General features: G+C 53.2%; 21 protein-coding genes. 8 read left to right on the top strand and 13 right to left on the bottom strand.

The window, feature by feature from the left end; genetic code table 11:
- Positions 1–20 precede the first annotated feature (20 nt).
- Positions 21–1,301 (top strand): ArsB/NhaD family transporter, encoded by a 1,281-nt coding sequence (locus MKY58_RS02740; RefSeq protein WP_339323363.1) that lies wholly within the window; start codon positions 21–23, stop codon positions 1,299–1,301.
- Between the two features lie 91 nt (positions 1,302–1,392).
- A complete protein-coding gene (locus MKY58_RS02735; RefSeq protein ID WP_339323362.1) occupies positions 1,393–1,680 on the top strand; it encodes a hypothetical protein in 288 nt (95 codons plus the stop codon).
- A gap of 95 nt (positions 1,681–1,775) precedes the next feature.
- Here the strand turns inward: MKY58_RS02735 and MKY58_RS02730 are convergent, their stop codons facing one another.
- Positions 1,776–2,705: a hypothetical protein gene (locus tag MKY58_RS02730; RefSeq protein ID WP_339323361.1), complete on the bottom strand. Its 930-nt coding sequence runs from the start codon at positions 2,703–2,705 to the stop codon at positions 1,776–1,778.
- Positions 2,706–2,906: 201 nt separating this feature from the next.
- On the opposite strand from MKY58_RS02730, the gene MKY58_RS02725 reads away from it, so the two are divergent.
- The 3 genes from MKY58_RS02725 (at position 2,907) to MKY58_RS02715 (ending at position 6,122) form a co-directional block, all read left to right on the top strand.
- The gene (locus tag MKY58_RS02725) at positions 2,907–3,656 is read left to right on the top strand and encodes a peptidylprolyl isomerase (protein WP_339325028.1); all 750 of its coding nucleotides are present in this window, start codon (positions 2,907–2,909) and stop codon (positions 3,654–3,656) included.
- Between the two features lie 182 nt (positions 3,657–3,838).
- A complete protein-coding gene (locus tag MKY58_RS02720; protein WP_339323360.1) occupies positions 3,839–4,573 on the top strand; it encodes a ZIP family metal transporter in 735 nt (244 codons plus the stop codon).
- A gap of 193 nt (positions 4,574–4,766) precedes the next feature.
- Positions 4,767–6,122: an Nramp family divalent metal transporter gene (locus MKY58_RS02715; protein WP_339323359.1), complete on the top strand. Its 1,356-nt coding sequence runs from the start codon at positions 4,767–4,769 to the stop codon at positions 6,120–6,122.
- A gap of 66 nt (positions 6,123–6,188) precedes the next feature.
- On the opposite strand, the gene MKY58_RS02710 is transcribed toward MKY58_RS02715, so the two are convergent.
- The 3 genes from MKY58_RS02710 to MKY58_RS02700 all read right to left on the bottom strand — a co-directional run bounded on the left by MKY58_RS02710 (position 6,189) and on the right by MKY58_RS02700 (position 8,425).
- Positions 6,189–7,376 carry an MFS transporter gene (locus tag MKY58_RS02710; protein WP_339323358.1) on the bottom strand — a complete coding sequence of 396 codons (1,188 nt, stop codon included), beginning with the start codon at positions 7,374–7,376 and terminating at the stop codon, positions 6,189–6,191.
- Positions 7,377–7,581: 205 nt separating this feature from the next.
- Positions 7,582–7,893, bottom strand: coding sequence for a helix-turn-helix transcriptional regulator (locus MKY58_RS02705; protein WP_339323357.1), 312 nt, complete (start codon positions 7,891–7,893; stop codon positions 7,582–7,584).
- A 55-nt stretch (positions 7,894–7,948) separates the two neighbouring features.
- Entirely contained in the window at positions 7,949–8,425 is a 477-nt protein-coding gene (locus tag MKY58_RS02700; protein WP_339323356.1) for a MarR family transcriptional regulator, read from the bottom strand.
- Between the two features lie 182 nt (positions 8,426–8,607).
- On the opposite strand from MKY58_RS02700, the gene MKY58_RS02695 reads away from it, so the two are divergent.
- Positions 8,608–9,882, top strand: coding sequence for a serpin family protein (locus MKY58_RS02695; RefSeq protein WP_339323355.1), 1,275 nt, complete (start codon positions 8,608–8,610; stop codon positions 9,880–9,882).
- 160 nt (positions 9,883–10,042) lie between these two features.
- On the opposite strand, the gene MKY58_RS02690 is transcribed toward MKY58_RS02695, so the two are convergent.
- Entirely contained in the window at positions 10,043–11,992 is a 1,950-nt protein-coding gene (locus MKY58_RS02690) for an ATP-dependent DNA helicase (RefSeq protein WP_339323354.1), read from the bottom strand.
- A 190-nt stretch (positions 11,993–12,182) separates the two neighbouring features.
- On the bottom strand, positions 12,183–12,527 hold the full coding sequence (locus tag MKY58_RS02685; RefSeq protein ID WP_339323353.1) for a helix-turn-helix domain-containing protein: 345 nt from the start codon (positions 12,525–12,527) through the stop codon (positions 12,183–12,185).
- Positions 12,528–12,631: 104 nt separating this feature from the next.
- Here MKY58_RS02685 and MKY58_RS02680 point away from each other — a divergent pair, with 104 nt between their 5' ends.
- Complete coding sequence (locus MKY58_RS02680; RefSeq protein ID WP_339323352.1) at positions 12,632–13,498, top strand: arginase family protein; 867 nt, start codon at positions 12,632–12,634, stop codon at positions 13,496–13,498.
- A 199-nt stretch (positions 13,499–13,697) separates the two neighbouring features.
- Here MKY58_RS02680 and MKY58_RS02675 read toward each other — a convergent pair whose 3' ends face one another.
- Both MKY58_RS02675 and MKY58_RS02670 read right to left on the bottom strand, forming a co-directional pair.
- Positions 13,698–14,948 (bottom strand): serine hydrolase domain-containing protein, encoded by a 1,251-nt coding sequence (locus MKY58_RS02675; protein ID WP_339325027.1) that lies wholly within the window; start codon positions 14,946–14,948, stop codon positions 13,698–13,700.
- Positions 14,949–15,056: 108 nt separating this feature from the next.
- Entirely contained in the window at positions 15,057–15,494 is a 438-nt protein-coding gene (locus MKY58_RS02670) for a GNAT family N-acetyltransferase (protein WP_339323351.1), read from the bottom strand.
- Between the two features lie 95 nt (positions 15,495–15,589).
- On the opposite strand from MKY58_RS02670, the gene MKY58_RS02665 reads away from it, so the two are divergent.
- Entirely contained in the window at positions 15,590–16,012 is a 423-nt protein-coding gene (locus MKY58_RS02665) for an SRPBCC family protein (RefSeq protein WP_339323350.1), read from the top strand.
- 83 nt (positions 16,013–16,095) lie between these two features.
- Here the strand turns inward: MKY58_RS02665 and MKY58_RS02660 are convergent, their stop codons facing one another.
- The 5 genes from MKY58_RS02660 to metG all read right to left on the bottom strand — a co-directional run bounded on the left by MKY58_RS02660 (position 16,096) and on the right by metG (position 22,856).
- On the bottom strand, positions 16,096–17,241 hold the full coding sequence (locus MKY58_RS02660) for an AI-2E family transporter (protein WP_339323349.1): 1,146 nt from the start codon (positions 17,239–17,241) through the stop codon (positions 16,096–16,098).
- A gap of 3 nt (positions 17,242–17,244) precedes the next feature.
- The gene (locus tag MKY58_RS02655; protein ID WP_339323348.1) at positions 17,245–18,555 is read right to left on the bottom strand and encodes a hemolysin family protein; all 1,311 of its coding nucleotides are present in this window, start codon (positions 18,553–18,555) and stop codon (positions 17,245–17,247) included.
- Between the two features lie 329 nt (positions 18,556–18,884).
- Positions 18,885–20,384 carry a DHA2 family efflux MFS transporter permease subunit gene (locus tag MKY58_RS02650; protein ID WP_339323347.1) on the bottom strand — a complete coding sequence of 500 codons (1,500 nt, stop codon included), beginning with the start codon at positions 20,382–20,384 and terminating at the stop codon, positions 18,885–18,887.
- A 47-nt stretch (positions 20,385–20,431) separates the two neighbouring features.
- Positions 20,432–21,058: a TetR/AcrR family transcriptional regulator gene (locus tag MKY58_RS02645; RefSeq protein ID WP_339325026.1), complete on the bottom strand. Its 627-nt coding sequence runs from the start codon at positions 21,056–21,058 to the stop codon at positions 20,432–20,434.
- 157 nt (positions 21,059–21,215) lie between these two features.
- Positions 21,216–22,856, bottom strand: coding sequence for a methionine--tRNA ligase (gene metG / locus MKY58_RS02640; protein WP_339323346.1), 1,641 nt, complete (start codon positions 22,854–22,856; stop codon positions 21,216–21,218).
- Positions 22,857–22,892 lie beyond the last annotated feature (36 nt).

Genomic DNA, 22,892 nt, shown 5'->3' with positions numbered 1-22,892 from the left:
GACAAACGGGGAGGAACCATATGGAACAACAAGCGATTTTGGCTATCGTTATTTTTTTGATTGCGTATGCACTGATTATTTCCGAAAAAATCCACCGGACGATCATCGCGATGATCGGCGGCGTGCTGATGGTCGTGTTCGGGATCGTAAGCCAGGAAACGGCCATCCACCATATCGACTTCAACACGCTGGGACTGCTGGTCGGCATGATGATCATCGTCAACATTACGGCCGAAACGGGGCTGTTCAAATACGTGGCCGTCTGGGCCGCGAAAAAAGCAAAAGGCCGTCCGCTCGCCATCCTGGTCGCGCTGATGCTGCTGACGGCGCTCGGGTCGGCGTTTTTGGACAACGTCACCACCGTCCTGCTGATGGTGCCGGTTACGTTTAGTATTACACGCCAGCTGCGGGTCAATCCGCTGCCATTCCTGATCACGCAGATCATCGCCTCCAACGTCGGCGGCACGGCGACCTTGATCGGCGATCCGCCGAACATCATGATCGGCAGCGCGGTCAAAGAGCTGACGTTTATGGCTTTCATTCAAAACCTGATGCCGATGGCGCTCATCATTATGCTGGTTTTGATTCCGATCTTCATCCTGCTTTTCCGGAAACAGATCCAAACGACGCCCGAGCTGATGCAAAGCATCATGGATCTGGACGAAAAAGAGCTGCTGACCGACAAAAAGCTGCTGGTCAAATGCGTAACCGTGCTCGGGCTGACCATCGTCGGATTTTTCATCCACCAGCTCGTCCATATCGAATCCGCCACCGTCGCCTTGGCCGGCGCCTTCCTGCTCCTGCTTCTGACCGGGGAACATATGCTTGAAGAAGCGTTCGCCAAGGTCGAATGGCCGACGATCTTTTTCTTCGTGGGGCTGTTCGTGCTCGTGGCCGGCTTGATCGAAACGGGGGTCATTTCCACCCTGGCCGAAAAGGCTGTCGGGCTGACCGGAGGCAACGTCACGTCGACCTCGATGCTGATCTTATGGTTAAGCGCGATCGCTTCGGCGTTTGTCGACAACATCCCGTTTGTGGCCACGATGATTCCGATGATTCAGGACATGGGCAGCATGGGGATCAGCAATCTGGAACCGCTCTGGTGGTCGCTCGCCCTAGGCGCTTGCCTCGGCGGCAACGGTACCCTGATCGGCGCCAGCGCCAACCTGATCGTGGCCGGCATGGCCGCCAAAGAGGGGTATCCGCTGAAATTCACGACGTTTTTGAAATACGGCTTCCCGATCATGATTTTGTCCGTTTTATTGTCCAGCGCATATGTATATCTCAGATATTTGATGTGACCAGGAGGATACAGGACGGTTGTTAAACGGCAGGAATCGTGGGAAGGAATAAGCAAGGGAAAACATTTTAACCGGAATGGAGGCGCCCGCCATGCTGACTTACCGCTGCAACGAGGACGTTGCCCGCATCACGGAAACCGTCAACGGAGACGATGTCGAATTTCGCATCCATCTCCTCCAGGAGGAGCCGTATTTGAACCGTTTGCGGGAAATCCGGAAACATTTCGAGGATAACGACGTTTATACCGACGCGCTGTTTTACGCCTATAAAAACCATGAATACGCCGCCATCGTGCGGAAAGATTACTACGCGGATTTCGTGCTGGCGCTGATGAAGCACGGCCTGCTCCGCAGCGTCGAATGGAAGAACGAAGCATAGAAAGCATAGTTTGAAGGAGGGCAAACGCCCTCCTTTTTTATTTGCCTCTTGCCGGCTCCCCGAGTCCAAGCGACTTCGGGCGGCTCCTTCAAATCTCATTCCGCCGACTCGACCACGTACTCGTACCTTCTTTTTACGTCTGCCAAGCGTGTCTCCAAGCTGCGCTGCTCCGACTCGATCCGGCGCACCACCCGTTTGACCGCATCCAGCTTTTCTTCCACCTGCGAAAGCGTGTCGTTGATCCGTCCCTGCACCATCCAGTCGGCAATAAACCCGTCGAAAAAATAATCCGAAAAACGCAAAAAACTGCCGATGTCGATCTCGACGGCCAAATGCATCTCCACATCCTTCAGTTCTTTGCCGAACCTCCGCAAGCTGGTTTGCGCGTCATGGATATAATCCATGGCCTCGTCGATTTTGTTATGCTTGACGTGCGTGGACAGCATGCCGCCGCCCAGCATGTCGTAAGTGCCCCAACTGCGGGCGGACTGCAGGTAATCCCGGGCCTGCTCCAAATCATGAAGCACCGAGCGGCCCGCTTGCACCGCTTCCTTCATTTCCTTCAGCTGCACGGCGAGATCCGCCTGCCGCTCCGCCAGTTCCGCCAGTTCCCCGGGCTGCCGCAAAAGGATGGTTTCCTTTTCCTTCAATATCCGTTCATATTCGAATTCCGAATAGCGCAAGTCGCGGAGCAGCCGGTCCGTTTCCTCGCATTGCTTCTGAATGTCTTCTGCGGCCCGGACCGCCGCATCGTATTTTGCTTTCGCCTCCAGCACTTCGAGCTGTTCGCGTTCCATTTTTTCTTCCTTTTTGCCGATCAAGCCGAAAAACAACGCGGACAAAGAGGCGCCAGCCAGCCGTTCTACGTCCTTTTCCTCGTCCGCCAGCCGCTGTTTCCAGCGATCCGCTTCCCGCCGTCGTTCCTCCCGCTCTTTTTCCAGCTCCTGAAGGCGTTTTTCCCATTTGACTTTGTTCCTCATGCTCTCCTTCAGCTCCGTCAGACGGGCATTTTCCGCCTCGAACATCGGTATCCCCCCATGTCAAATTTTACATTCATTACCTGTTTAAACGTTGCAGCGAATGGAGAAGTTTCAAGAATACCTGCAAAGAGCCGGTTTTTTCTGCAAGGACGGGACAAACCGGAGGTGCGCTAGATTTTGGAGCGAAAAGCCGCTATCATTAGACATAGCGAAAATGCATAAGGAGTGAACAACCGACTCATGAAACTGAAAAAAGCGTATTTTCTTCCGTTGATGATCATGATCGTGGTTGCCCTCGTTCTCGGCGGCTGCGGCAAAAAACCGGAATCGTCCGCCGAGCAGGCCAACCCGAACCAGACCCAGGAAACGCAGCAGCCGCAGGACACGAAGGGTACGGATGCCAACGATACCGATACGAAGGATAACGGCACGAAGGATAGCGGCACGAATGCATCGCAGGGGGCGAAAAGCTGGACAAGCCCGCCGGCCATGCAAATCGATACGAAGAAAACCTACGAAGCCGAGGTCAAAACGTCCAAAGGCACGTTTACGATCCAGCTGTTTGCGAAAGACGCGCCGAAAACCGTCAACAACTTCGTGTTCCTCTCCAAGGAAGGCTTTTACGACGGCGTCACCTTCCACCGCATCATAAAAGAATTTATGATTCAAACCGGTGACCCGACGGGAACCGGCGCGGGCAGCCCGGGATACGCCTTCGAGGATGAAAAAACGAGCTACAAATACGAGCCGGGCATCGTCGCGATGGCGAACGCCGGACCGAATACGAACGGCAGCCAGTTTTTCATCTGCACGGGCGAGGAAAGCAAGGATCTGAACCAGATCCCGAACTACACCATTTTCGGCAAAATCACCGGCGGCATGGACGTTGTGAAAAAAATCGCCGCCACGCCGGTCGAAGCGAATCCGGACACGGACGAGCTGAGCAAACCGACCGAAAAAGTAACGATCGATAGCATCGCCATCAAAGAAAAATAAGGACACGACAAACGCCCCGCGGCCAAATGCCGCGGGGCCTTTCTTTAGTCGGGACGATCGTCGGAACGGGCCGTACGTGGGTGGGGCCGCCGAAGTTTATTTTGCGAATAGAGTCCCGGACTTGCTCATATGGTTGTACAAGCGAAACATGCGACTGCAATCTGCTGGGTAAGGAGGATCCTATGAACGCCATTTTGCTGGGAAGTCTGGCGACTTCGCTTTGCACCGCTTTGGGCGCGCTGCCCGCGCTCCTGTTCAACAATGTCACGCATCGGAGGCGGGATATATTGCTGGCGTTCACTGCCGGCATCATGGTTGCGGCTTCGACCTACGGCCTTATCCCGGCGGCGCTGAAATTATCGAACCTGTGGATTCTCACGATCGGCACGCTGCTGGGAACGGCGGTTCTAACCATATTGGAGCTGATCATCCCCCATCAGGATCCCGGACATCATCCGCACAACGAAAAAAACGGCCGGACAAGCTCGCTCATGTTCCTTTCCGCGATGGCGCTGCATAACTTACCGGAGGGGCTTTCGGTCGGGGTCAGCTACGGGAGCAGCAGCCAGGATCTCGGAACGATCGTCGCGCTCAGCATCGGCCTGCAAAACATTCCGGAGGGGTTCCTCACCGCTTTGTTCCTGATTACCCATGGCATGCGGCGGCGCTGGGCGCTGGCGCTGGCCGCGTTTACCGGCGTGCTGGAGTTTGCCGCCTGCTGGGCCGGGCTTCGCTTCGCCGAAACCTTCCATGCGGTCATCCCTTACGGACTTGCCTTTGCGGCCGGAGCCATGCTGTTCGTCGTCTACAAGGAGCTGATCCCCGAAAGCCACGGGGACGGCAATGAACGGGCCGCGACGTTTTCCTTCATTTTCGGCCTGCTGACCATGATTGGGCTCACCCATTTCCTGCGCTAGGGCGCTTCGTCGAGAAGCGCCTTGACAAGGAGCGGGTTTCAATCCAATTCTTTTGCCTGCGGATCGCTTTGGAACATCCATGCACATAGAAGAGCGGTAGGTTCATATCTTACTTCGGTAAAGGAGAGATTTTTTTTACATCAAAAGTTGTCCGGAGGCAAAATAATTTCCTGTAAGAAAGAAGGTTGTACACATGAACATGTCCGCACCACGCGTAAAGGAATCGCAGTCCGAGCAGGGCTGGCGCTCCAAGCGGGATGCCCCCAGCCTGCCCGAAGTTTACAAGTCGATGAAGGTGCCGACGAAAGGCAGCTTTTTTCGGAAGCTGCTCGCCTTTGTCGGTCCGGGATACCTCGTCGCGGTCGGGTACATGGATCCGGGAAACTGGGCTACCGATTTGGCGAGCGGAGCCATGTTCGGCTATACGCTGCTGTCGGTCATCCTCATCTCCAACCTGATGGCGATCGTGCTTCAATCGCTTTCCGCCCGGCTGGGCATTGCCACCGGAAGGGATCTGGCGCAGGCCTGCCGCGACCATTACAGCAAACCGGTCAATTTCGGCCTGTGGATACTGTGCGAGCTGGCGATCGCAGCCTGCGATTTGGCCGAAGTGATCGGCTCGGCCATCGCCCTTCAGCTGCTGTTCGGCATGCCGCTCATCTACGGCGTGCTGCTGACGGTGCTTGACGTCTTGCTCGTGCTTTTCCTGCAAAACAAAGGCTTCCGCTACATCGAAGCGATCGTCATCTCGCTCATCGCCATGATCATGCTTTGCTTCGTCGCCGAAATGGTGCTGTCGCGGCCCGATCTAGGCGGCGTGTTGTCCGGTTTCGTGCCCAAGGCGGAAATCGTCCAAAATCCGGCCATGCTGTACATTGCCCTCGGCATTTTGGGCGCGACGGTCATGCCGCATAACTTGTACCTTCATTCGTCGATCGTGCAGACGCGGAATTACGAGGATACGGTGCAGGGCAAAAAATCGGCGATCCGTTTCGCGACGATCGACTCGACCGTGGCGCTTATGCTGGCCCTGTTCGTGAATGCGGCGATCCTGATTTTATCCGCCGCCACGTTCCATGCGGCGGGTCACACGGAAGTCGCCGAAATCCAGGATGCGTACCAGCTGCTGACGCCGCTGCTCGGCACCGGCATCGCCAGCGTGCTTTTTGCCGTCGCCCTGCTCGCTTCCGGCCAAAACTCCACCCTGACCGGGACGCTGGCCGGCCAGATCGTCATGGAGGGTTTTCTTAACATCCGGCTCAAACCTTGGATTCGCAGGCTTATTACCCGCGCCATCGCCGTCGTTCCGGCCGTGCTGGTGATCGGGATCGTCGGCGAACAGGCAACCGGCAGCCTGTTGATCCTGAGCCAGGTCATCCTGTCGCTTCAGCTCTCTTTTGCCGTCATCCCGCTCGTCATGTTCACCTCGGACCGAAAAAAAATGGGCCCGCACGCCGCCCCCCGGTGGCTCCAGCTGCTGTCCTGGTTCATCGCGATCCTCATCGCGGTGCTTAACATATATCTGTTGTACGGAACGTTTGCTTTTTAATGAAGGATGCTGCCCGGTGCCATAGCCGCTCGGCAAAACAAGGTCATCCCGGAAAACCCAAACCTTTTACAGGTTATCGAATGAAGCAGCCGACGCATTCCGGGACGTGCCGAAGACGCTCATCTTCACTACGATCAATCCGAAAGCCAGCGCCGCAAACAGCAACCCGCTCCAGATCAGCTGATGGATCCCGAAACGGGAAATAACCCAGCCGCCCAAAGAAGAACCAAGCGTAATGCCCAGATTGGAAAACGAAACGAACAGGCTGTTGCCGAATTCGGGCGCTTCTTCAACCTCGCTCATCAGCCAGGTTTGGCTCACGATCAGCCCGCCGGAATGAACGATGCCCCACAAAAAGACGATCGGCAGCATCGGGATGAAGGAAGCGCCGAAGACATAAACGAGCAGGTATAGCGCCAGATACAACACCGGAAAAAACGCTACCGTTTTACGCATGTTTTTTTGCAGCAACCCCCCGAACAGGAAATTGCCGCCGATCATGATGACCCCAAACGCCAGCAGCATGGCGCTGATCCAGGTGCCGTTCATGCGCGTGACCTGTCCCAGGTATTCGGCAAAATAGCTGTAGACCGAAAACATGGCCGCAAATATGGAGCAAACTGCCGCGATGTTCAGCCACAAGGCCGGTTTGCGCAGTACGCCAAGCTGCTTGGCGTATGACATTTTACCTTGGACGGGCATGGAAGGCATCAGCGCCAAAATGCCGACGAAGGCAATCGTATTGACGGCAGCCGCAAACCAAAAAGCGGTATCCAGCGAAATTTGCTCCGCCAAATACGAGGTCAACGGCACGCCGAACGCGAAACCGACCGTGATGCCGGCAAAAACCTTCGTCACCGCCTGCCCGCTTTTTTCCGGAGAAACCAGCTGCGAAGCCGTAACGAGCGCGATCGAAAAAAATACCGGATGGAATATCGCCGGGATGATGCGGAACGCCATCAGCACTTCAAAACGGCTCGTCAGCACGTAACATACGTTGGAAACCGCAAACATCAACACCGCCAAACTTAACATCGCCTTGCGGTTCACGCCGGATGCAAGCAACGTGGCAAAAGGGCCCGAAACGGCGACGACCAGCGCAAACACGCTCACCAACAGCCCGGCCTGCCCAGCGGAAACATGAAACTTTTCGGTAATCTGGGGCAAAACCCCGACGATTCCCATTTCGGTTGTGATGATGCCAAAAACGCCCAAAGACAACATCAGAATCAGCAGCGTTACTTTATTTTTCATGCCTTATGTTCTCTCTCCATTCAAGTTATTTCATATCTACATATCCAATTATTTGGATGTATTTTCGCAAAAAAATACCCTTCCCGCCTTGCCCCCCTTCCGCCAAATGACCCGGCCGTTTAATCCTCAGTCATTATACATCCAATTATCTAGATATGTAAATGCGTAAGCGCAAAAAAAAGGAGCTTCCTCCTTTTTCATCGCGTTACAATTCATTTCGGATGTAATCCGCGAAAGCCTGAATGGTTTTTTCGTTGCGGCGGTAAAAGGTCCACTTGCCTACCCGTTCCATTTCGAGCAGTCCGGCGTTTTGCATCATCAGCAAATAGCTGGAAACGACCGATTGGGCCAGCCCCGCCTTTTCCTGGATGTCGCTTACGCAGGCGCCGATCTGCTGGGGCAGCCCATGCTGGACATACGGAGTTTCATCGAAATGCTCCTCCGGATGTTTTAACCACGTTAATATTTGACGGCGTGTTTCATTCGATAAAGCTTTTATGATTAATGACGGTTCCATTGGTTTTTCGATCCTTTGGCATAATATTTTCCAAGCAGTGAAGCAAACAGGGGGGTTACCAGGAAGGACGCAGCTTTCTCGGAGCATCCCCTTCGCTTACGCTTTGGAGAATTCGTTTCAAATCGAGACGCATCGTTTGCAGGCGGTCATGGCCGATGACGGCTCCCCACCGGCTTTCGATATGGCTGTAGATGCTTTCTTTGGCCTTCATCAGCGCCTGGCCGCGCTCCGTAAGCACCACCAGCTTGCCTCTGCCGTCCGAAGGGTGCGGTTTTCTCGCAACGTAGCCGCGCTCCTCCAAATCATCCAGCATCTGGCTCACCGCCTGCTTGGATATACCCAAAAGCTCAACCAGCGTTTTGGCCGTGGCCCCGTCCGGAATCAGGCCCTGGAACAAAAAACCGTGCATGGGCCGGATATCTCCGAATCCTAGCTCGTTCAGGCGCTCATGAAGTTCCTCATTCAAAGCGCTGAATGCGAGCGAAAACAATGATGCCAAATCCTCTTGATGTCGACGGGGTGTTTTGGGCATAAGTAGCACAACTCCTTGTTAGGTGTAAAAGTTAAAAATTGGTCAGTTTAGTTGACTTATAGGTCCATTATACCGCTCCGGATCAAAGAGAATCAAATCGGTCCCGGATTTTTGCGGTGCAACTTCCTAACAACTGGAAGCGTCTATGAATATCATGTGAACGGAAAGGCGGTTCGACGGCGATGATCCGGAAAAACAACCCGCTGCTGCCGATATGTTGCGTTTTGCTGCTGCTCATGACGACCTCCTGTGCCGGCCTGCAGCCCGACTCCTCGGCAAAGGAATCGAACGTGCAGGTTCTCTCCCTCGCCGAAAGACGGCAGGTCGCGGAAAAGCTCCATCCGGACGTGGTACTTGCGCAAAACCGGTTCGGGCTTCGTATTCATGAAAAGCTCGCAGAGGCGGCAAAACCGGGAGACAACACCCTGTTATCCCCTTATAGTATCTTTACCGCGTTATCGTTGGCCTATCAGGGCAGCGGCGGAAACACCGGGGAAGAAATGGCGCGGATGCTCGGCATCGACAAGATCGGCCGGGAGCAGGCGAACGCCTCAATCCGCACGCTGCATACCCTGCTCGAGGATGCGGGGTCGGGCGTCCGATTGAACTCCGCCAATTCGGTCTGGTACAGCAGGGGCATGGAGATCAAAAACTCTTTTATTCAAACGGCCAAAGACAGCTACCATGCCGACGTTCAGGCCGTTGATTTTGCAGCACAGGAAGCGGTAAAAGAGATCAACGATTGGGTAAGCCGGCATACCCGCGGCAAAATTCCGGGAGTTCTCGATCAAGCCCCTGCCCCGGATACGCGGGCAATGCTGCTGAACACGGTCTATTTCAACGGAGCCTGGCAAAGTCCCTTCGATCCGAAAAACACCCGGGAAGGCGGGTTTACGCTTGGCGATCAAACAGATATACAAGTGCCGATGATGAAGCAGACCGGCTTGTACGAATACAAGCAAACGCCCGAAGCCCAGGCGATTCGCCTGCCCTACGGGGACGGACGGTTGTACATGCTGATCGTGCTACCGGCCGGAGGGCGTTCGCTTGCCGATGTCATGAACACCATCCGCAAGGACCCTTCCATATGGCAGGCCCGGTTCGATCATGCCTCCGGCGAAATCCGGCTCCCCCGCTTCAAAGCCGAATCGTCGCTGGAGTTAAACGAGGCGCTCATCGCGATGGGTATGAAGCAGGCGTTTGATCCGGCGGCCGCCGATTTCACGGCCATGTCTGGCGCGAAGCCGCTGTTTGTGTCTTCGGTGCGGCATAAGATGGTGCTTGACGTAAACGAAGTGGGCACGGAAGCCGCAGCCGTCACGGAAATGGGCATGGCGAGTTCGGCTCCGCCGACGGACCGGTTCGAGATGAATGTGGACCATCCTTTTTTCTTCTGCATCGAAGACGGCCAAACCGGGCTTTGGCTGTTTATGGGGACGGTCGAGAATCCGGCGTAAAACAGAACATAACCAACGTTCAACTTATCATCGAGTGCAAATACGGAGTTACAGTGATGGCTCCGCTGGACGCTTCCATACAAAAAGCCGCGCATTTAGCGCGGCTTTTGCCGATTCTACGATGTATTTTTTCAGCTGCATCCGCAAGCCATGGCAACATTCAAAGCTGCTCCCGAAGCTCCACGCCTTCCGGCAGCACGGACAGCACCTTCTCTTTGACCTCGGGATTCGTCCGCAGCTCTTCGCCCAGCAGCACGGCGATCCCCCGGTCGTCCCGGGAACGGATCAGCCGCCCGATGCCTTGGCGGAGACGGAGCAGCATATACGGCAGGTCCACTTCGCCAAACGGGTCGGCGGCGGCCTTCCGTTTGGCGATAAACACCGGATCATGCGGCGGGAACGGCAGCGACCAGATGATGACGTTCGACAGCGACGGCCCCGGCACGTCGAGGCCTTCCCATAGGCTGACCGCGCACAGGACGCTTTCTTCTTCGCGCTGGAAGGCCGAAATCAGGTGGCTGATTTCCCCGTCGCCTTCAAAGTAAAACGGTATTCCCGCCAGCAAAGGCTCGTCCTTCGCTGCTTGCTTGAACTGCCGCAGCTCCTCCCGCGTACGGAATAGGATCAGCGCCCTGCCGCCGCTTTCCTGCAGCAGCCGTACCGCTTCCTTCATTTTGCCTTCAAAGCCTTCCGCAAGATTCCATGCCGGGGCCAGCACTTCCATCTGCTCCGGATACGCGTAAGGCGAAGCGACCGAAAAAGACAGGAAGCTTTCGATGCCGAGGCTGTCCGCCAGGTAACGGAACGAACCGTCCACCGACATGGTCGCCGACGAAAACACGATCGGCATGCGCAGGCCGAAGACATGCGTCTTCAGCACATCCTTGACCGTTCCCGGCATAATGGAAAGCGTGAGTCCTTCGGGGCTGTCCTCCACCCAGCAAATCAGCGCTTCGGAGCGCTCGAACAGCATCAGCGCCTGCTGCATCATATCCAAATGCTCTTCCACGATGCGGAGTTGATATTCGTCCAGCGTGTACAGCTCGCCTTCGAATACCAGCTCTTCTTCAATCGCCGTCAGCAGCCCCCGGAACCGGCGCACTTCGCCGAGCAGCTCGTCCGTCAGCAGGATTTCTTTGCGGTCCGACCCGGGAATCGGGCGGCTGTTTCGCCCGAACAAGGCAAACATCGCTTCGCTTTGCACGATGGCGTCGTCGATCAGGACGGCCAGCGATTCGCGGATTTCGTTTTGCAGCAGGCGCGTAATCAGGTCCTCGAAGACCGTATGCTTCATTTTGTAGCCAAGCGCCTTCATGGCCGCCGACTCCAGCAAATGCCCCTCGTCAAAAACGACGGAGGAATGTTCCGGAAGCAGCGGCAGCTGTCCCTCCCGTTTGCGGCCGTCGTACGTCCACACATGCTCCAGGTAATAGTCATGCGAGCAGATGATCACGTCGGCGGCCCGGCGATAATGGTCCCGCGACAAAGTCTGCCCGCAGCGGTGGCGGCGGTCGCAGGTGAAGCAGTCCTGGAAGGGATCCCAGCTGATTTTCTTCCACTCCTCGTCGCCGAGCTGCGGATAGTCCCGCCGGTCGCCGTATGCATGGAAGGTTTGCATCGGCGCAGAAGAATACACGAAATCCGGCAAACCGGACGCGATGTCTTCCCAGACCATCTCTTCATCGCCTTGAATCCGCGCCTGATCCAGCTTTTTGAGGCAAAGATATTGATCCGGCGACTTGCCGAGCCGCGCGTCGATCACGAGATCCAAATGGCGGGCCAGCTTGGCGATATCGCCCTCCGGCTTGACCAGCTGCTCGATCAAGGACTCGTCCGCGCAGGCGATGACCGCCGGCTTCCGCGTATAACGCGCGTAACACACGGCGTACAAAAGATACACCAACGTTTTGCCCGTACCGACGCCGGCTTCGGCAAAAATCGTTTTTTTCTCGGCAAACGCCTTTTCCAGTTGAAAGGCCATGTAAATCTGCTCGTCCCGGACTTCAAAGCCCGCTTCGGGCAGCAGCTCATAAAATACATCCGCCACCCAATCCGACGCTTGCTGGATAAAAGGCCGGGAAGGATCATATGCAAATGGGTACCGTTCCACGTTCGAATAACCTCAGCTTTCCAATCAAAATCGTTCTACCGCTCATTTTTATAACGAACATCCCATTATCACATGCTCCATGCGCAATTACAATGGGGTGCCGAAAAATGCTAAATAACCCCGCAACGCAGGGCCTTCCTGGTTAGGGGGTCGATTCTTTCCCGTAAATCTCCCAGATCCGATGGATGTTCTACTCCTTCGGCTGGTTCTTGACTCCCCATTCACATAACCCTTCCAAAACGGGCAATAAGGTTTCCGCTTTCTCTGTGAGACTATACTCGACTTTAGGGGGAATCTGAGGGTACTCCGTCCGTTTAACCATGCCATCTGCTTCCAATTCTTTAAGCTGTGCGCTCAACATTTTATAGGTGATAGCACCAATCTGTCTTTTCAAATCATTAAAGCGAACTGTTTGGTTTTCGGCTAGGAGGTAAATAATAACCATCTTCCATTTCCCACCAATAACTGACAATGTATAACCAAAAGGCGTATCTTGTATATGCTTAACCTTACCTTTATATTCAGCCATACTCATATTTACACTATCCTTTCTGATAGTACCTACCAAAAAAGTGCGTTCTATTCTTTTGTACGTCTAAATTCTATACTAACATTACTTCAAGTAAAGGGGAGAAAAAAATGACTAAACAAACCATACGCCTGCTGATGCCGCAATGGCAAGGAGGAAATAATCCTAACTACTCTATCGGGGCCGAACTGCTTGCCTGGCTTGCTCCTGACAATGATCAGCCCCTTATTCATGTCCCTGTTCAAGCTTATGACGGAACTCCACTGGAAAACGAGAACGGTACGTATGGAAGAAAACAACTGCTTGAGCAATTAGAGGCTGCTCATCACATCATTGATGCCCATAAGCCGGATCGCATTGTCATGTTTGGTGGTGACTGCTTAGTCGAGCAAGCCCCATTTGCCTATTTGAACGAACGATACGGCGGGAATTTAGGTTTAATTTGGATTGATGCTCATAGCGATTTAGGTAGGATTGTTGGCTATGATTATGGACATACCTTGCCTCTGGGGAATCTGTTGGGTGAAGGAGATGAAGAGTTTGCCCAACATGTGAAAATCCCTTTAAAGCCTGAAAATGTGTTTATCGCAGGTATAAATGTACTAACAAAACTAGATACAGAAATTATTCAAAGACTTGGTATTAAAACTGCTGGAAGCCAGGAGTTATTGAACAGCACTGAGCCTATAAAAAGTTGGATTAAACAAAATAACATCCAGCACCTGGCTATTCACCTTGATTTGGATGTGCTTGACCCAAAGGCATTTCGTTCATTATTATTCGCCAACCCTGAAGCCTCTTATGATTTTTCCGCTGCCGGTACCATGCAAATTCCCCAGCTCCTTAATCTCATTAAAGAGCTGTCAGCAGAATCCGATGTAGTTGGATTAGGCATAACGGAGCATATGCCGTGGGATTCTATTAACTTAAAAAAACTGCTTTCGGAAATACCTATTTTAAATGAGCATGGTGCTTGATCGTTACTCCCCACAGTAAGCACTGCTATCCGACTAGTCGACAGAAATCTAAGCCGCCTGCTGTTGCTTAGCTGTGCAAAACTCAGCTAAGCAACATATTCTTCGTTTTTCGCGTCCCCAGCTTATCGGCACAAACATTTTCATTGAGCATCTGTCCCTTCTGTATTTGAAAATAACCTTTCGGTTACCAATTCAATAATCAGTGCTTGGCATACCCGAAAAACGTCATCTCTCCATTTTCGTTCTGAGTGATACTGTAGGGATGGGTCTGATCGGAATATCTGCGAACGAATTTCCCCTCGCCTACCGGATAGATCTCGATATGAAGATTGCCGGAGAATCGCGTAAAGTACAACTTGCCATGAATGAACTCCACCTGGATTTTATCTTTCAAGTATGTTCCGCAGTACTCCATCAGCAGGGTTTCGCTCATGGGAAATTCTTGATGTTTCTCGTGAACCTCGACGTCGACGCCATGCAAAATATCCGAGATGGCATTCCCCAACCTGTACTGATTCACAGCGTCATTATTGGAGAGAATGATAATGCAAATATCTTCTTCAAAATAACTTTGCATATAAGCGCTGACCCCGAGGTGATCTCCCCCATGGGAATAGCGGTCCGTTCCGTAAATATGATGGTGTTCCAGCCCATAACAGTAGTTGTTTTGGTTCACATTAAAAAACCTGGCATACGTCTTCCGCGACAGCATGTTCCGGTCCCGCAAACAGGCATGCCATAAGTATAAATCTTCGCAGTTCGAAACGATGGCGCCTGCGCCGATGCTGAATTTCTCGTTATGATATGGACTTTTGATGTATACATCATAATCTTTTACGTAATTGGAGGACCTGTTGATAATAGGTTTGGAGCCGTCATCAACGTCACTGTTCATCATATTCAGGGGCAGAAAGATATGGTTTCGAATGAAATCCGCGTACTTCTCCCCGGAAACATGCTCGATGATCCATGCAAGCAAATTATAGTTTGAGTTGTTGTAATCAAACACTGCGCCTGGCGGCGCCGCAGGTTTTTTATCGATATACCGCTTGAAGAAATCTTGCTGCGAATACTCCAAGCGATTGTATTGACCAAAAAAATCGTCTTTAAAATGATAGAAATTATATAATCCGGAGGTATGCGATAACAGATGGTGTACCGTGACCGACTCATCCACGTTCATATCGGCAGGAAGATATCGCTTAGCAGGCTGGTCGATGTCCAGCAGTCCCTTTTCATGTAGGAGCATAATCGCAAAGGCCGTAAATTGTTTGGATAAGGAAGCGGTGGAGAAGCGCGAATGCAGACCGTTTTTAATTCCGAACTCGATGCTTGCGTAGCCATAGGCGTTTTCAAAAAGCACTTTGCCTTGCTGGATGACCTGAATAATGCCATAAAAGTCCCATAATGCCAAATATTCGTTTATGTATGCTTCCAGTTTTATTTGCATGGATTGCACGGATCCCTCTCCTCGTTTTTTTGTATAAAAATCGGCGGCTTGGTTCACTTGAGGCACAATCCACTTGTTCACGACTACGGATGCCGGTTTTTTTGCGGTTTATTCCCCTAGTCTTTTCTTCAATAAAAGTTCATCGTCTATAACATAATGGTTATGTTCGTACGTTCTAATTGCGGCGTCGTTCCCTTTTCCTGTAAGTACTTTTATATCCTTTACGCCACGCTCTCTAAGATTGTCTTCCAGACAAGAAAGTATGGCGGCTGCAGCCCCTTTTCTTCGGGCGTTTTCTTCTACATACAATTCGGTAATTTCCCCCTGAGGCTCTTCATAGCAAAATGAATCAAAACTTTGGGCACAGCCAAAACCGACGATTCTGCCATGAACCTCCGCCACGGCAACCAATTCGTTGCTGGTGTTCAGGCTTTTAATGATTTGGGCCGGAGGTCTACTGTCGCCTCCGTTAAATTCTTGATTTAGCCTCGACAGTTCCTCCGCATCGGTTAAGGATGCCAGTCTTGCCTTTATATCCGCATTCATTTTATTCGTCTAGTCCTTTCGCGTATAATTACATATTCTACCACAATTACTGATTGACCATGAATTCCCTCTAAAATAAAATAACCTCAAGGAGCGTGATCTTTTTGCCAACGATTCGTAAGGAGATTTTGATTGAGGCCACACCTGAACATGTTTGGGATGCAGTAAGCGATGTAGGAGCAGTTCATCATCGTTTGGTTCCCGGCTATACCGAAGATACGATCATGAACGGCTACGAAAGGACTCTGGTTCTGCCGAACGGCGGGATCACCCGCGAATTCATCGTCTCTATTGATCACAAGGAACGGCGGATGGCTTATGCGGTAAAAGAAACGCGTTTGCCCCTGTTGCATCATCATGCGTCCTTTCAGGTTTTCCCTCATGGCGAGAACGCTTCTAAGCTCGTGTGGATCACCGATTTCCTGCCGGAGCACCTTGCCCCCGAGATTCAAGCACGCATACATCGCGGAGCGGAAGTGATGAAAGAAACCATCGAGGCGGGGGTCAAAGGAGACTGACACTGAGATTTCCCTTCATTGCTGCTCATACGAAGATCTATGAAAAAAAGCCGCAGGACTCGCCTGCGGCTTTCTCTTGCTTATTACTCCGGCTTCACCGGTTCGTATAAACCGGAGCGGACTTTAAACCACCGATAGATGTGCGAAACGACGACCTTCAACACGGCGTACCCCGGCACGGCCAGCAAAACGCCGACGATGCCGAACAGGTTGCCGCTCGTCAAGATGACGAAAATGATCGTAATCGGGTGGATTTTCAGCGTCTTGCCCATCACCTGCGGCGAAATGAACTTGCCTTCGATCAGCTGCACCACCGTCCACACGATGATCATTTTCAGCAGCATCATCGGAGACGTGACCGCGGCGACGATCAGGGCAGGCGTAATCGCGATGGCCGGCCCCAAATACGGCACGACGCTGGTGAAGGCGGCGATGACTGCCAAAATGAGCGAATATTTCAGCCCGATAATAATATAGCCGATGAACAACAGCACGCCGATGCAGAAGCTGACGATGATCTGCCCGCGAATGTAGGAGCTGATCTGATGGTTCATCTCGTTCATGACGCGGCTTGTTTCCCCGCGCAGCTTGGTAGGCACGAAGCCGAGGATGAAACCCGGCAGCTTCTTCCCGTCCTTCAGCAAATAGAACAGGATGAACGGCACCGTCACGACGGCCAGCACCACTTCGATGATATTGCCGAGAACCCCGCCGATCCCCGTCCACGTTTTGTTCAGGAAGGTCGATGCCTTTTCGGAGACGGTGCGGATCATTTCCTGCGGGTCGAAATTGATGGACTCCTGGATTTGATTGATCAATTGGCTGCCCATCAGATGTTCGACTTGCACCCGGATCATCTCGCTGTATGCCGGAAAGTTCGTGACCAGGTCCATGATTTGCTGCCGGATGACCGGAATGACAAGCGTCAGCAGCACCGCAATGATGCCGATGATGAGCACGTACAGCAGCAATATGGACTGCAGCCGCCCCACCTTGTGCCGCTCAAGAAAATCGACGATCGGATTCAGCAGATAATACACAATCCCCGTGAGGATAATGGGCAAAATGACGGTTTTCAACAGAACGGCCACCGGATGGAAAATAAACGATATTTTGCTGAGCACCATAATATTGAGGCCGATCAAAAGCAGCACCAGCAAAAACAATACGAAACGGTTGTTCAGAAAAAACTTTTTAAAGCGGCTCGCCCAATTCACGGAGTTGTCCATCTTTTATTCCTCGCTTTGCGTTTCCTTAATAATTTCCAGCTTGCAGAAACGGTTGTTCTCCCGTTCCAGCAGCTTGAACGTCACCCCTTCATGCTCGAAGGATTCGTTTTCTTCCATTTCATTGCTCTGGCTGTACAGCCAGCCGCCGATCGTATCCCATTCCTTCGTGTCCAGCTCGAGATTGAAGTAGTCGTTGATTTCCGAAACGGAGACCATCCCGTCTACGATCAGATGGTTTTTCTGCACTTCCTGGATCTCATCTTCTTCGTCCGCATCAAATTCGTCGCGGATCTCGCCGACGATTTCCTCGATGATGTCCTCGATCGTAACGATGCCCGACGTACCGCCGTATTCGTCGATCAATATCGCCATATGCGTGCCTTCGCTTTGCATCCGCTGCAGAAGCACGCTCACCGGCGTCACTTCCGACACGGCCATGACCGGGTGGATCAGCGTGGATACGTCAACGTCCGGGTTGTCCTCATATGCGAGGAAAAACTGCTTCGTGTTGATGATGCCGATCACGTTGTCCTTGCTGCCGTCGATCAGCGGAAACCGGGTATACTGTTGCTCCTTTATGATTTCCACGTTTTCGCTGCGCGGCTTGTTTTTGTCGAGACAAATCATGTCGGTGCGCGGCACCATAATCTCTTTTGCCAGCATATTGTCAAACGCAAAGATCCGGCTTACGTATCCGAATTCGTTGTCGTTGATTTTTCCGCTTTCGTGACTTTCGTTCAAAATGATTTGCAGCTCTTCTTCGGTATGGGCTTCTTCATGCTCCGAGGCCGGCTTGACGCCGAACAAACGAACGAGCTGGTTAGCCGAACCGTTAAGCAGCCAGATGAACGGGTACATGATTCTTTTAAACCAGATAATGGGGGCCGAGAACCAGAGGGCAATGGTTTCCGCTTTGCGGATCGCCACCGTTTTCGGCGCGAGTTCGCCGATGACCACATGCAGGTACGTAATGACGACAAAAGCGATCAGGAGGGACAAGAAAGAACTTAACCCTTCGGAAACATTCCATTTTTCAAACAGCGGATGTAAAATTTTCTCCACCGTCGGCTCTCCGAGAAAGCCCAGCACAAGCGACGTAATCGTAATTCCGAGCTGGCAGGCCGATAAATAGCCGTCCAGGTCTCCAAGCACCTTTTTCACGGCATTCGCGCCTTTGCGCCCTTCGGCGATCAGCTGGTCCACGCGGCTGGCGCGGACGCGGATCACCGCAAATTCCACTGCTACGAAAAAGGCCGACAATCCAATCATGAGTGCAACCAAAACCAAATTTAATACATACCTGTCACTGTCCATGTAAAGCTCATCTTCTCCTTTGCAAAATAAAATTGATCAACTATATAAAATGCTAATACGATAATTCAGCTGCTAAGGTTTCAACTGCAGCCTAAAAAAATTTTGCCTGTTTCCTCCAAAAAGAAAACGTCTATCTTACATCATATCCTGAATGGGCGCGAACATTCCACTATCTGCGATATGCCGCCGCATGCCGGACGTTCAAACCTCTTGCGCGCGAACCCGAAGATTCCCGCCGCGTATCGAAATGAGGAAAAGAGCCCGAAGCCGGATTCATGCAAGAAAACAGGCTTCAGGCTCTATACAGCATCAGGGCGCGGCTGTCCGCATCAGTGTCCGATCATGAGCGACGGATCCGGCTTGCCTTCGCCTTCCGGCCCCGCCCCCACGATCATTTCCTTCGGTTTCCGTAAAATAAGGCAAAGCGCGACGCCTGCGACGGCCATCCAGGCCGACAGCAAAAAGACGTCGTCGAAGCCAAGCACCGTGGCCTCCAGCGGGTTGCCTCCTTTTCCGGCCGCTGCGACATGATGGGTGATGCGGCTCGTCATATATCCGGTCATGCCTGCCACGGCAAAGGACACGACCACCTGCTGCAGCGCCGACGTAAGCGGCGTCACGCGGTTTACCCACTGGCGGGGCGCCGCATTCAGCACATGCGTGTTCAGCGGCATCATCGACAAGCCCATGCCGAAGCCCATGGCCCCAAGCAGCGGCATGATGACGTACAGCGACGTGTCGGCATGGATTCCGCCCAGCAAAAACAAGGATACGGCAATGATGACGAGTCCGACGAAGGAGACCGGACGAGCGCCGTATTTATCGAAAAATTTGCCGCCGATCGGCATCGCAATGGCAGAGCAAAGCGCCTGCGGCAGCAGGATCAGGCCGGTCTCCAGCGGCGTGAATTGGCGGATGTTTTGCAGGTACAGCGGCACGAACAGCATGCAGCCGAACAGCGAGGCCTGCATGATCCACGTCAAAATGATCCCGCGCGTAAAATCCGACGAGCGGAATACCCTCAGCTCGAGCAGCGGATTTTTATGAAGCAGCTCCACGATGATGAACAACACCAAAGCCACGCCGCCAATCGCAAGGCCAAGCTCGGCTCCGCGCGAGGTCCAGGATACGCTGCCGCCCTCGTTGACCCCGTAGGCCAGCATCGCAAACGCGATCGGCGCCAGAAGAATGCCCAGCAGATCCAGCTGCTTCGGCGCGAAGCGGTCCGCCTTCGGCAAATAAGCGATGCCGAGAATGACGGCAATGACGCCGATCGGCACGTTGATCAGAAAGATCCAGCGCCAGTTGGCGTATTCCACGAGCCATCCGGACAATACCGGTCCGAGCGCCGGGGCCAGCAGCATCGGCACTCCGAGCATCCCCATGATCGCGCCCCGACGTTCCGGCGGCGCCAGCTTGAACACCATCGCCATCCCGATCGGCGCAACCATGCCGCCCCCGAGCCCCTGAATGACGCGATAGATGATCAGCTGCGTTGCATTTTGGGCGATCGAACACAACGCCGATCCCAGCACGAACAAGACGACCGTCGTGACGAAAACCTGCTTTGCCCCAAAGCGGTCGGTCATCCAGCCGGCAAGGGGAATGACGGCTGACAGCGCCAGCGTATAGCCGGTTATGGCCCACTGGATCGTTTTTAGATCCGAATTGAAAAAGTCTACAAGGTTCGGAACGGCGACATTCACGACCGTACCGTCCAAAATAACCATAATCATCCCGACGATGATCGCCAAAAGAGGCGGAAGGATCGCCTTCAGCGAAAAAGGCGCCTCTTCGGCGGCAGTATGGCCCGACAGCGGTTTAGACATAGGTTTCTCCACTCATTTCTATAGTTGGATTCGTCTCTAACATCTCTTTAATCTGTTTTGTACCGGTGAAAATAGTGACTGAACAGCATGTCGACCTGATCTTCCAGATCAGGCAGGTGAATCTCCGGCGCAGGCTCTTCCCCGCCCATGCCGAGGTAAGAGTTCATGATGACCGGGTAAAACAATGCTCCGTAAAGCTGGGCCATCATGCCGCGCACAACCGATTCGTCCGTTTCGCCCGTGATCTTCATTAACGTGTCCATCAGCTTTTCCGTCTTCATCACTTTGCTGTACCGGACATATTCGTTTTGGGAGCAGAGGATCAGCCGGCTCTGGTCAAGCAGCTCCTTGGCCAGGCCCGGATACTCCTGAAGATGCGAAATATACCGGTAAAAAAACTGCTTCAGCCGCTCAATCGGCTCCATGTCATGTTCGTCAAGCAGGGCGAAGGCGTCCCCAAAGGTGCCTACGATGCTGCCGATGGCTTGAGCGATCAGTTTCTCCTTCGAGCCGAAATGGTAGTTGACCAGCGCCAAATTCGTCGCCGCCTTATCCGCAATTCTGCGCAGCGTAACGCATGCGATCCCTTCCTCCCGGATCAGCTCGACGGTGGCGTTTAACAAGTCTAATTTGGTATCGTTTCCTGCTGCGTTTACCGAGCTGTCTTCCTTCATCAAAGCGGGTTCCGTCCCCCTTTCCGGCCGTTTTTAAACAATGTTTAATACATCGTTTAATTTACCCGCCCAAATTTGGATTGTCAATATTTTCATACGAGGATTTGCAAAAATCAGGGTGCGTTAAAATGGTTGTTATTCGAAGCATTTTGACTCCTTATGTCAGCTTTGCCAAAAGACGCTCCGTTTCCTCCGCGATCCGGGACGATTCGATTCGCTCGAACAGCAGCGCAAGAGCGGTCAGTTTGCGGCCGGCCGGCACCAAGACGATTTGCCATTCAGGTTCCGGCAGCGAGAGGAATTCTTGGATCCTGCGGCAGGAAAAAGGGATGAACGGCATAAGCAGGCTGCTTAAATTGGCGATGATCTGAACGCAGTTGTGCAGGGTGACGCCGCAGGCTTCCCGGTTGTCCTTGATTTGCAGCCAAGGCTTTTGTTCGTCAAAGTATTTGTTCGCTTTGCGCACAAAGGCGAAAACACCCTCCAAAGCTTCCTTCAGACGCCCGGCTTCGATCAGGTTTCCCGTGCTTCGGTACAGCTCTTCAAGCGATGTTTTCCATCGGGCCGGAAGTTCTCCTTCCGGAATCGACCCGTCAAACGATTTATGAACGAAAGCAAGCGTCCGCTGCACGAAATTGCCGAAAGCGCCCAACAGCTCGCCGTTATGGCTGTGAATGAATTCCCGCCACGAAAAATCCGCGTCCCGGTGCTCCGGTCCGTTCGCAATCAGGAAATACCGGATGGAATCCGGCTCGTATCTCGCAAGCAGGTCGGGAACCCACACCGCCCAGTTGCGGCTGGTCGAAAACTTCCTGCCTTCAAGCGTCAAATGCTCGCAGGAAAGGATTCGGTCCGGCAGATGCAGACCGCCTGCCCCCAGCAAAATGGCCGGCCAAATCAGCGTATGGAACGGAACGTTGTCTTTCCCGTGCACATAATAGGAAGTCATTTCTCCCTCCCCCTCAACCCAAAACGGCTCCCATCGTTCCCCGGATTGCGCGGCCCATTGCTTGCTCGCTGACAGATAACCGCTGACGGCTTCGATCCAGACGTATATTTTTTTATCCTCAAAACCCGGGAGCGGAACATCCACGCCCCATGCCAAATCCCGGGTCGCCGCCCGGTCCTGCAGGCCTTCTTCCAAATACCGCTTCGTTATCTTCCCGGCGTTGTCACGCCACCCCTCCGCCTGCCCGGCATAACGGGACAACTCCTCCTGAAACCGAGATAATGCCAAATAATAATGCTCCGTCGGCCGTTCCACCGGCGCATTCCCGCACAGCTTGCAAATTCGCTCCTTAAGTTCCGAGGGCTCCAGCAGCGTCTGGCAATCATCGCATTGGTCTCCCCGCGCCCGCTTGCCGCAAACCGGGCAAATGCCCTCCACATACCGGTCCGGCAAAAAGCGCCGGTCGGTTTCGCAGTAGGTTTGCAGCACCGTTTTTGGATATAAGTATCCTCGTTCCAGCAGCCGCAAAAACAGCTCCTGCGCCGTTGCATGATGGGCCGGCCGATCCGTGCGCGTATACAGATCATAGCTGAATCCCATTTTTTCGAAGCAAGCCGCGAATTCCTCATGGTACCGCCCCGCAAACTCTCCCGGCTCGATGCCTTCCTGCCCCGCTTGAACGGCCACTGGCGTTCCATGGCAGTCGCTGCCTGAAACGTAAAGCACCTTCTCTCCTTTGGACCGGAAATACCGCGCCAGCACGTCCCCTGGCAGCAGGCTGGCCAGCCTGCCCAAGTGAAGCGAGCCGTTGGCGTAAGGCCACGCCCCGCCGATAAAAATATGCTTCATCGTTTACTCCTCCTTTTTTCGCTTGAAAATACAAAA

Source organism: Paenibacillus sp. FSL W8-0194 (assembly GCF_037969745.1).
GTDB lineage: Bacteria > Bacillota > Bacilli > Paenibacillales > Paenibacillaceae > Paenibacillus_AQ > Paenibacillus_AQ cookii.
The sequence above is the reverse complement of the archived record's forward strand: the minus strand, read 5'-3'. Positions and strand labels throughout refer to the sequence as shown.

What these genes read in the sequence shown, in the direction of transcription:
- MKY58_RS02660 (WP_339323349.1), bottom strand. Translation starts at nt 17,241, where the DNA reads ATGGACAACTCCGTGAATTGGGCGAGCCGCTTTAAAAAGTTTTTTCTG.
- MKY58_RS02695 (WP_339323355.1), top strand. Translation starts at nt 8,608, where the DNA reads ATGATCCGGAAAAACAACCCGCTGCTGCCGATATGTTGCGTTTTGCTG.
- MKY58_RS02675 (WP_339325027.1), bottom strand. Translation starts at nt 14,948, where the DNA reads ATGCAAATAAAACTGGAAGCATACATAAACGAATATTTGGCATTATGG.
- MKY58_RS02670 (WP_339323351.1), bottom strand. Translation starts at nt 15,494, where the DNA reads ATGAATGCGGATATAAAGGCAAGACTGGCATCCTTAACCGATGCGGAG.
- metG (WP_339323346.1), bottom strand. Translation starts at nt 22,856, where the DNA reads ATGAAGCATATTTTTATCGGCGGGGCGTGGCCTTACGCCAACGGCTCG.
- MKY58_RS02685 (WP_339323353.1), bottom strand. Translation starts at nt 12,527, where the DNA reads ATGAGTATGGCTGAATATAAAGGTAAGGTTAAGCATATACAAGATACG.
- MKY58_RS02730 (WP_339323361.1), bottom strand. Translation starts at nt 2,705, where the DNA reads ATGTTCGAGGCGGAAAATGCCCGTCTGACGGAGCTGAAGGAGAGCATG.
- MKY58_RS02710 (WP_339323358.1), bottom strand. Translation starts at nt 7,376, where the DNA reads ATGAAAAATAAAGTAACGCTGCTGATTCTGATGTTGTCTTTGGGCGTT.
- MKY58_RS02715 (WP_339323359.1), top strand. Translation starts at nt 4,767, where the DNA reads ATGAACATGTCCGCACCACGCGTAAAGGAATCGCAGTCCGAGCAGGGC.
- MKY58_RS02740 (WP_339323363.1), top strand. Translation starts at nt 21, where the DNA reads ATGGAACAACAAGCGATTTTGGCTATCGTTATTTTTTTGATTGCGTAT.
- MKY58_RS02650 (WP_339323347.1), bottom strand. Translation starts at nt 20,384, where the DNA reads ATGTCTAAACCGCTGTCGGGCCATACTGCCGCCGAAGAGGCGCCTTTT.
- MKY58_RS02655 (WP_339323348.1), bottom strand. Translation starts at nt 18,555, where the DNA reads ATGGACAGTGACAGGTATGTATTAAATTTGGTTTTGGTTGCACTCATG.
- MKY58_RS02680 (WP_339323352.1), top strand. Translation starts at nt 12,632, where the DNA reads ATGACTAAACAAACCATACGCCTGCTGATGCCGCAATGGCAAGGAGGA.
- MKY58_RS02645 (WP_339325026.1), bottom strand. Translation starts at nt 21,058, where the DNA reads ATGAAGGAAGACAGCTCGGTAAACGCAGCAGGAAACGATACCAAATTA.
- MKY58_RS02735 (WP_339323362.1), top strand. Translation starts at nt 1,393, where the DNA reads ATGCTGACTTACCGCTGCAACGAGGACGTTGCCCGCATCACGGAAACC.
- MKY58_RS02720 (WP_339323360.1), top strand. Translation starts at nt 3,839, where the DNA reads ATGAACGCCATTTTGCTGGGAAGTCTGGCGACTTCGCTTTGCACCGCT.
- MKY58_RS02705 (WP_339323357.1), bottom strand. Translation starts at nt 7,893, where the DNA reads ATGGAACCGTCATTAATCATAAAAGCTTTATCGAATGAAACACGCCGT.
- MKY58_RS02700 (WP_339323356.1), bottom strand. Translation starts at nt 8,425, where the DNA reads ATGCCCAAAACACCCCGTCGACATCAAGAGGATTTGGCATCATTGTTT.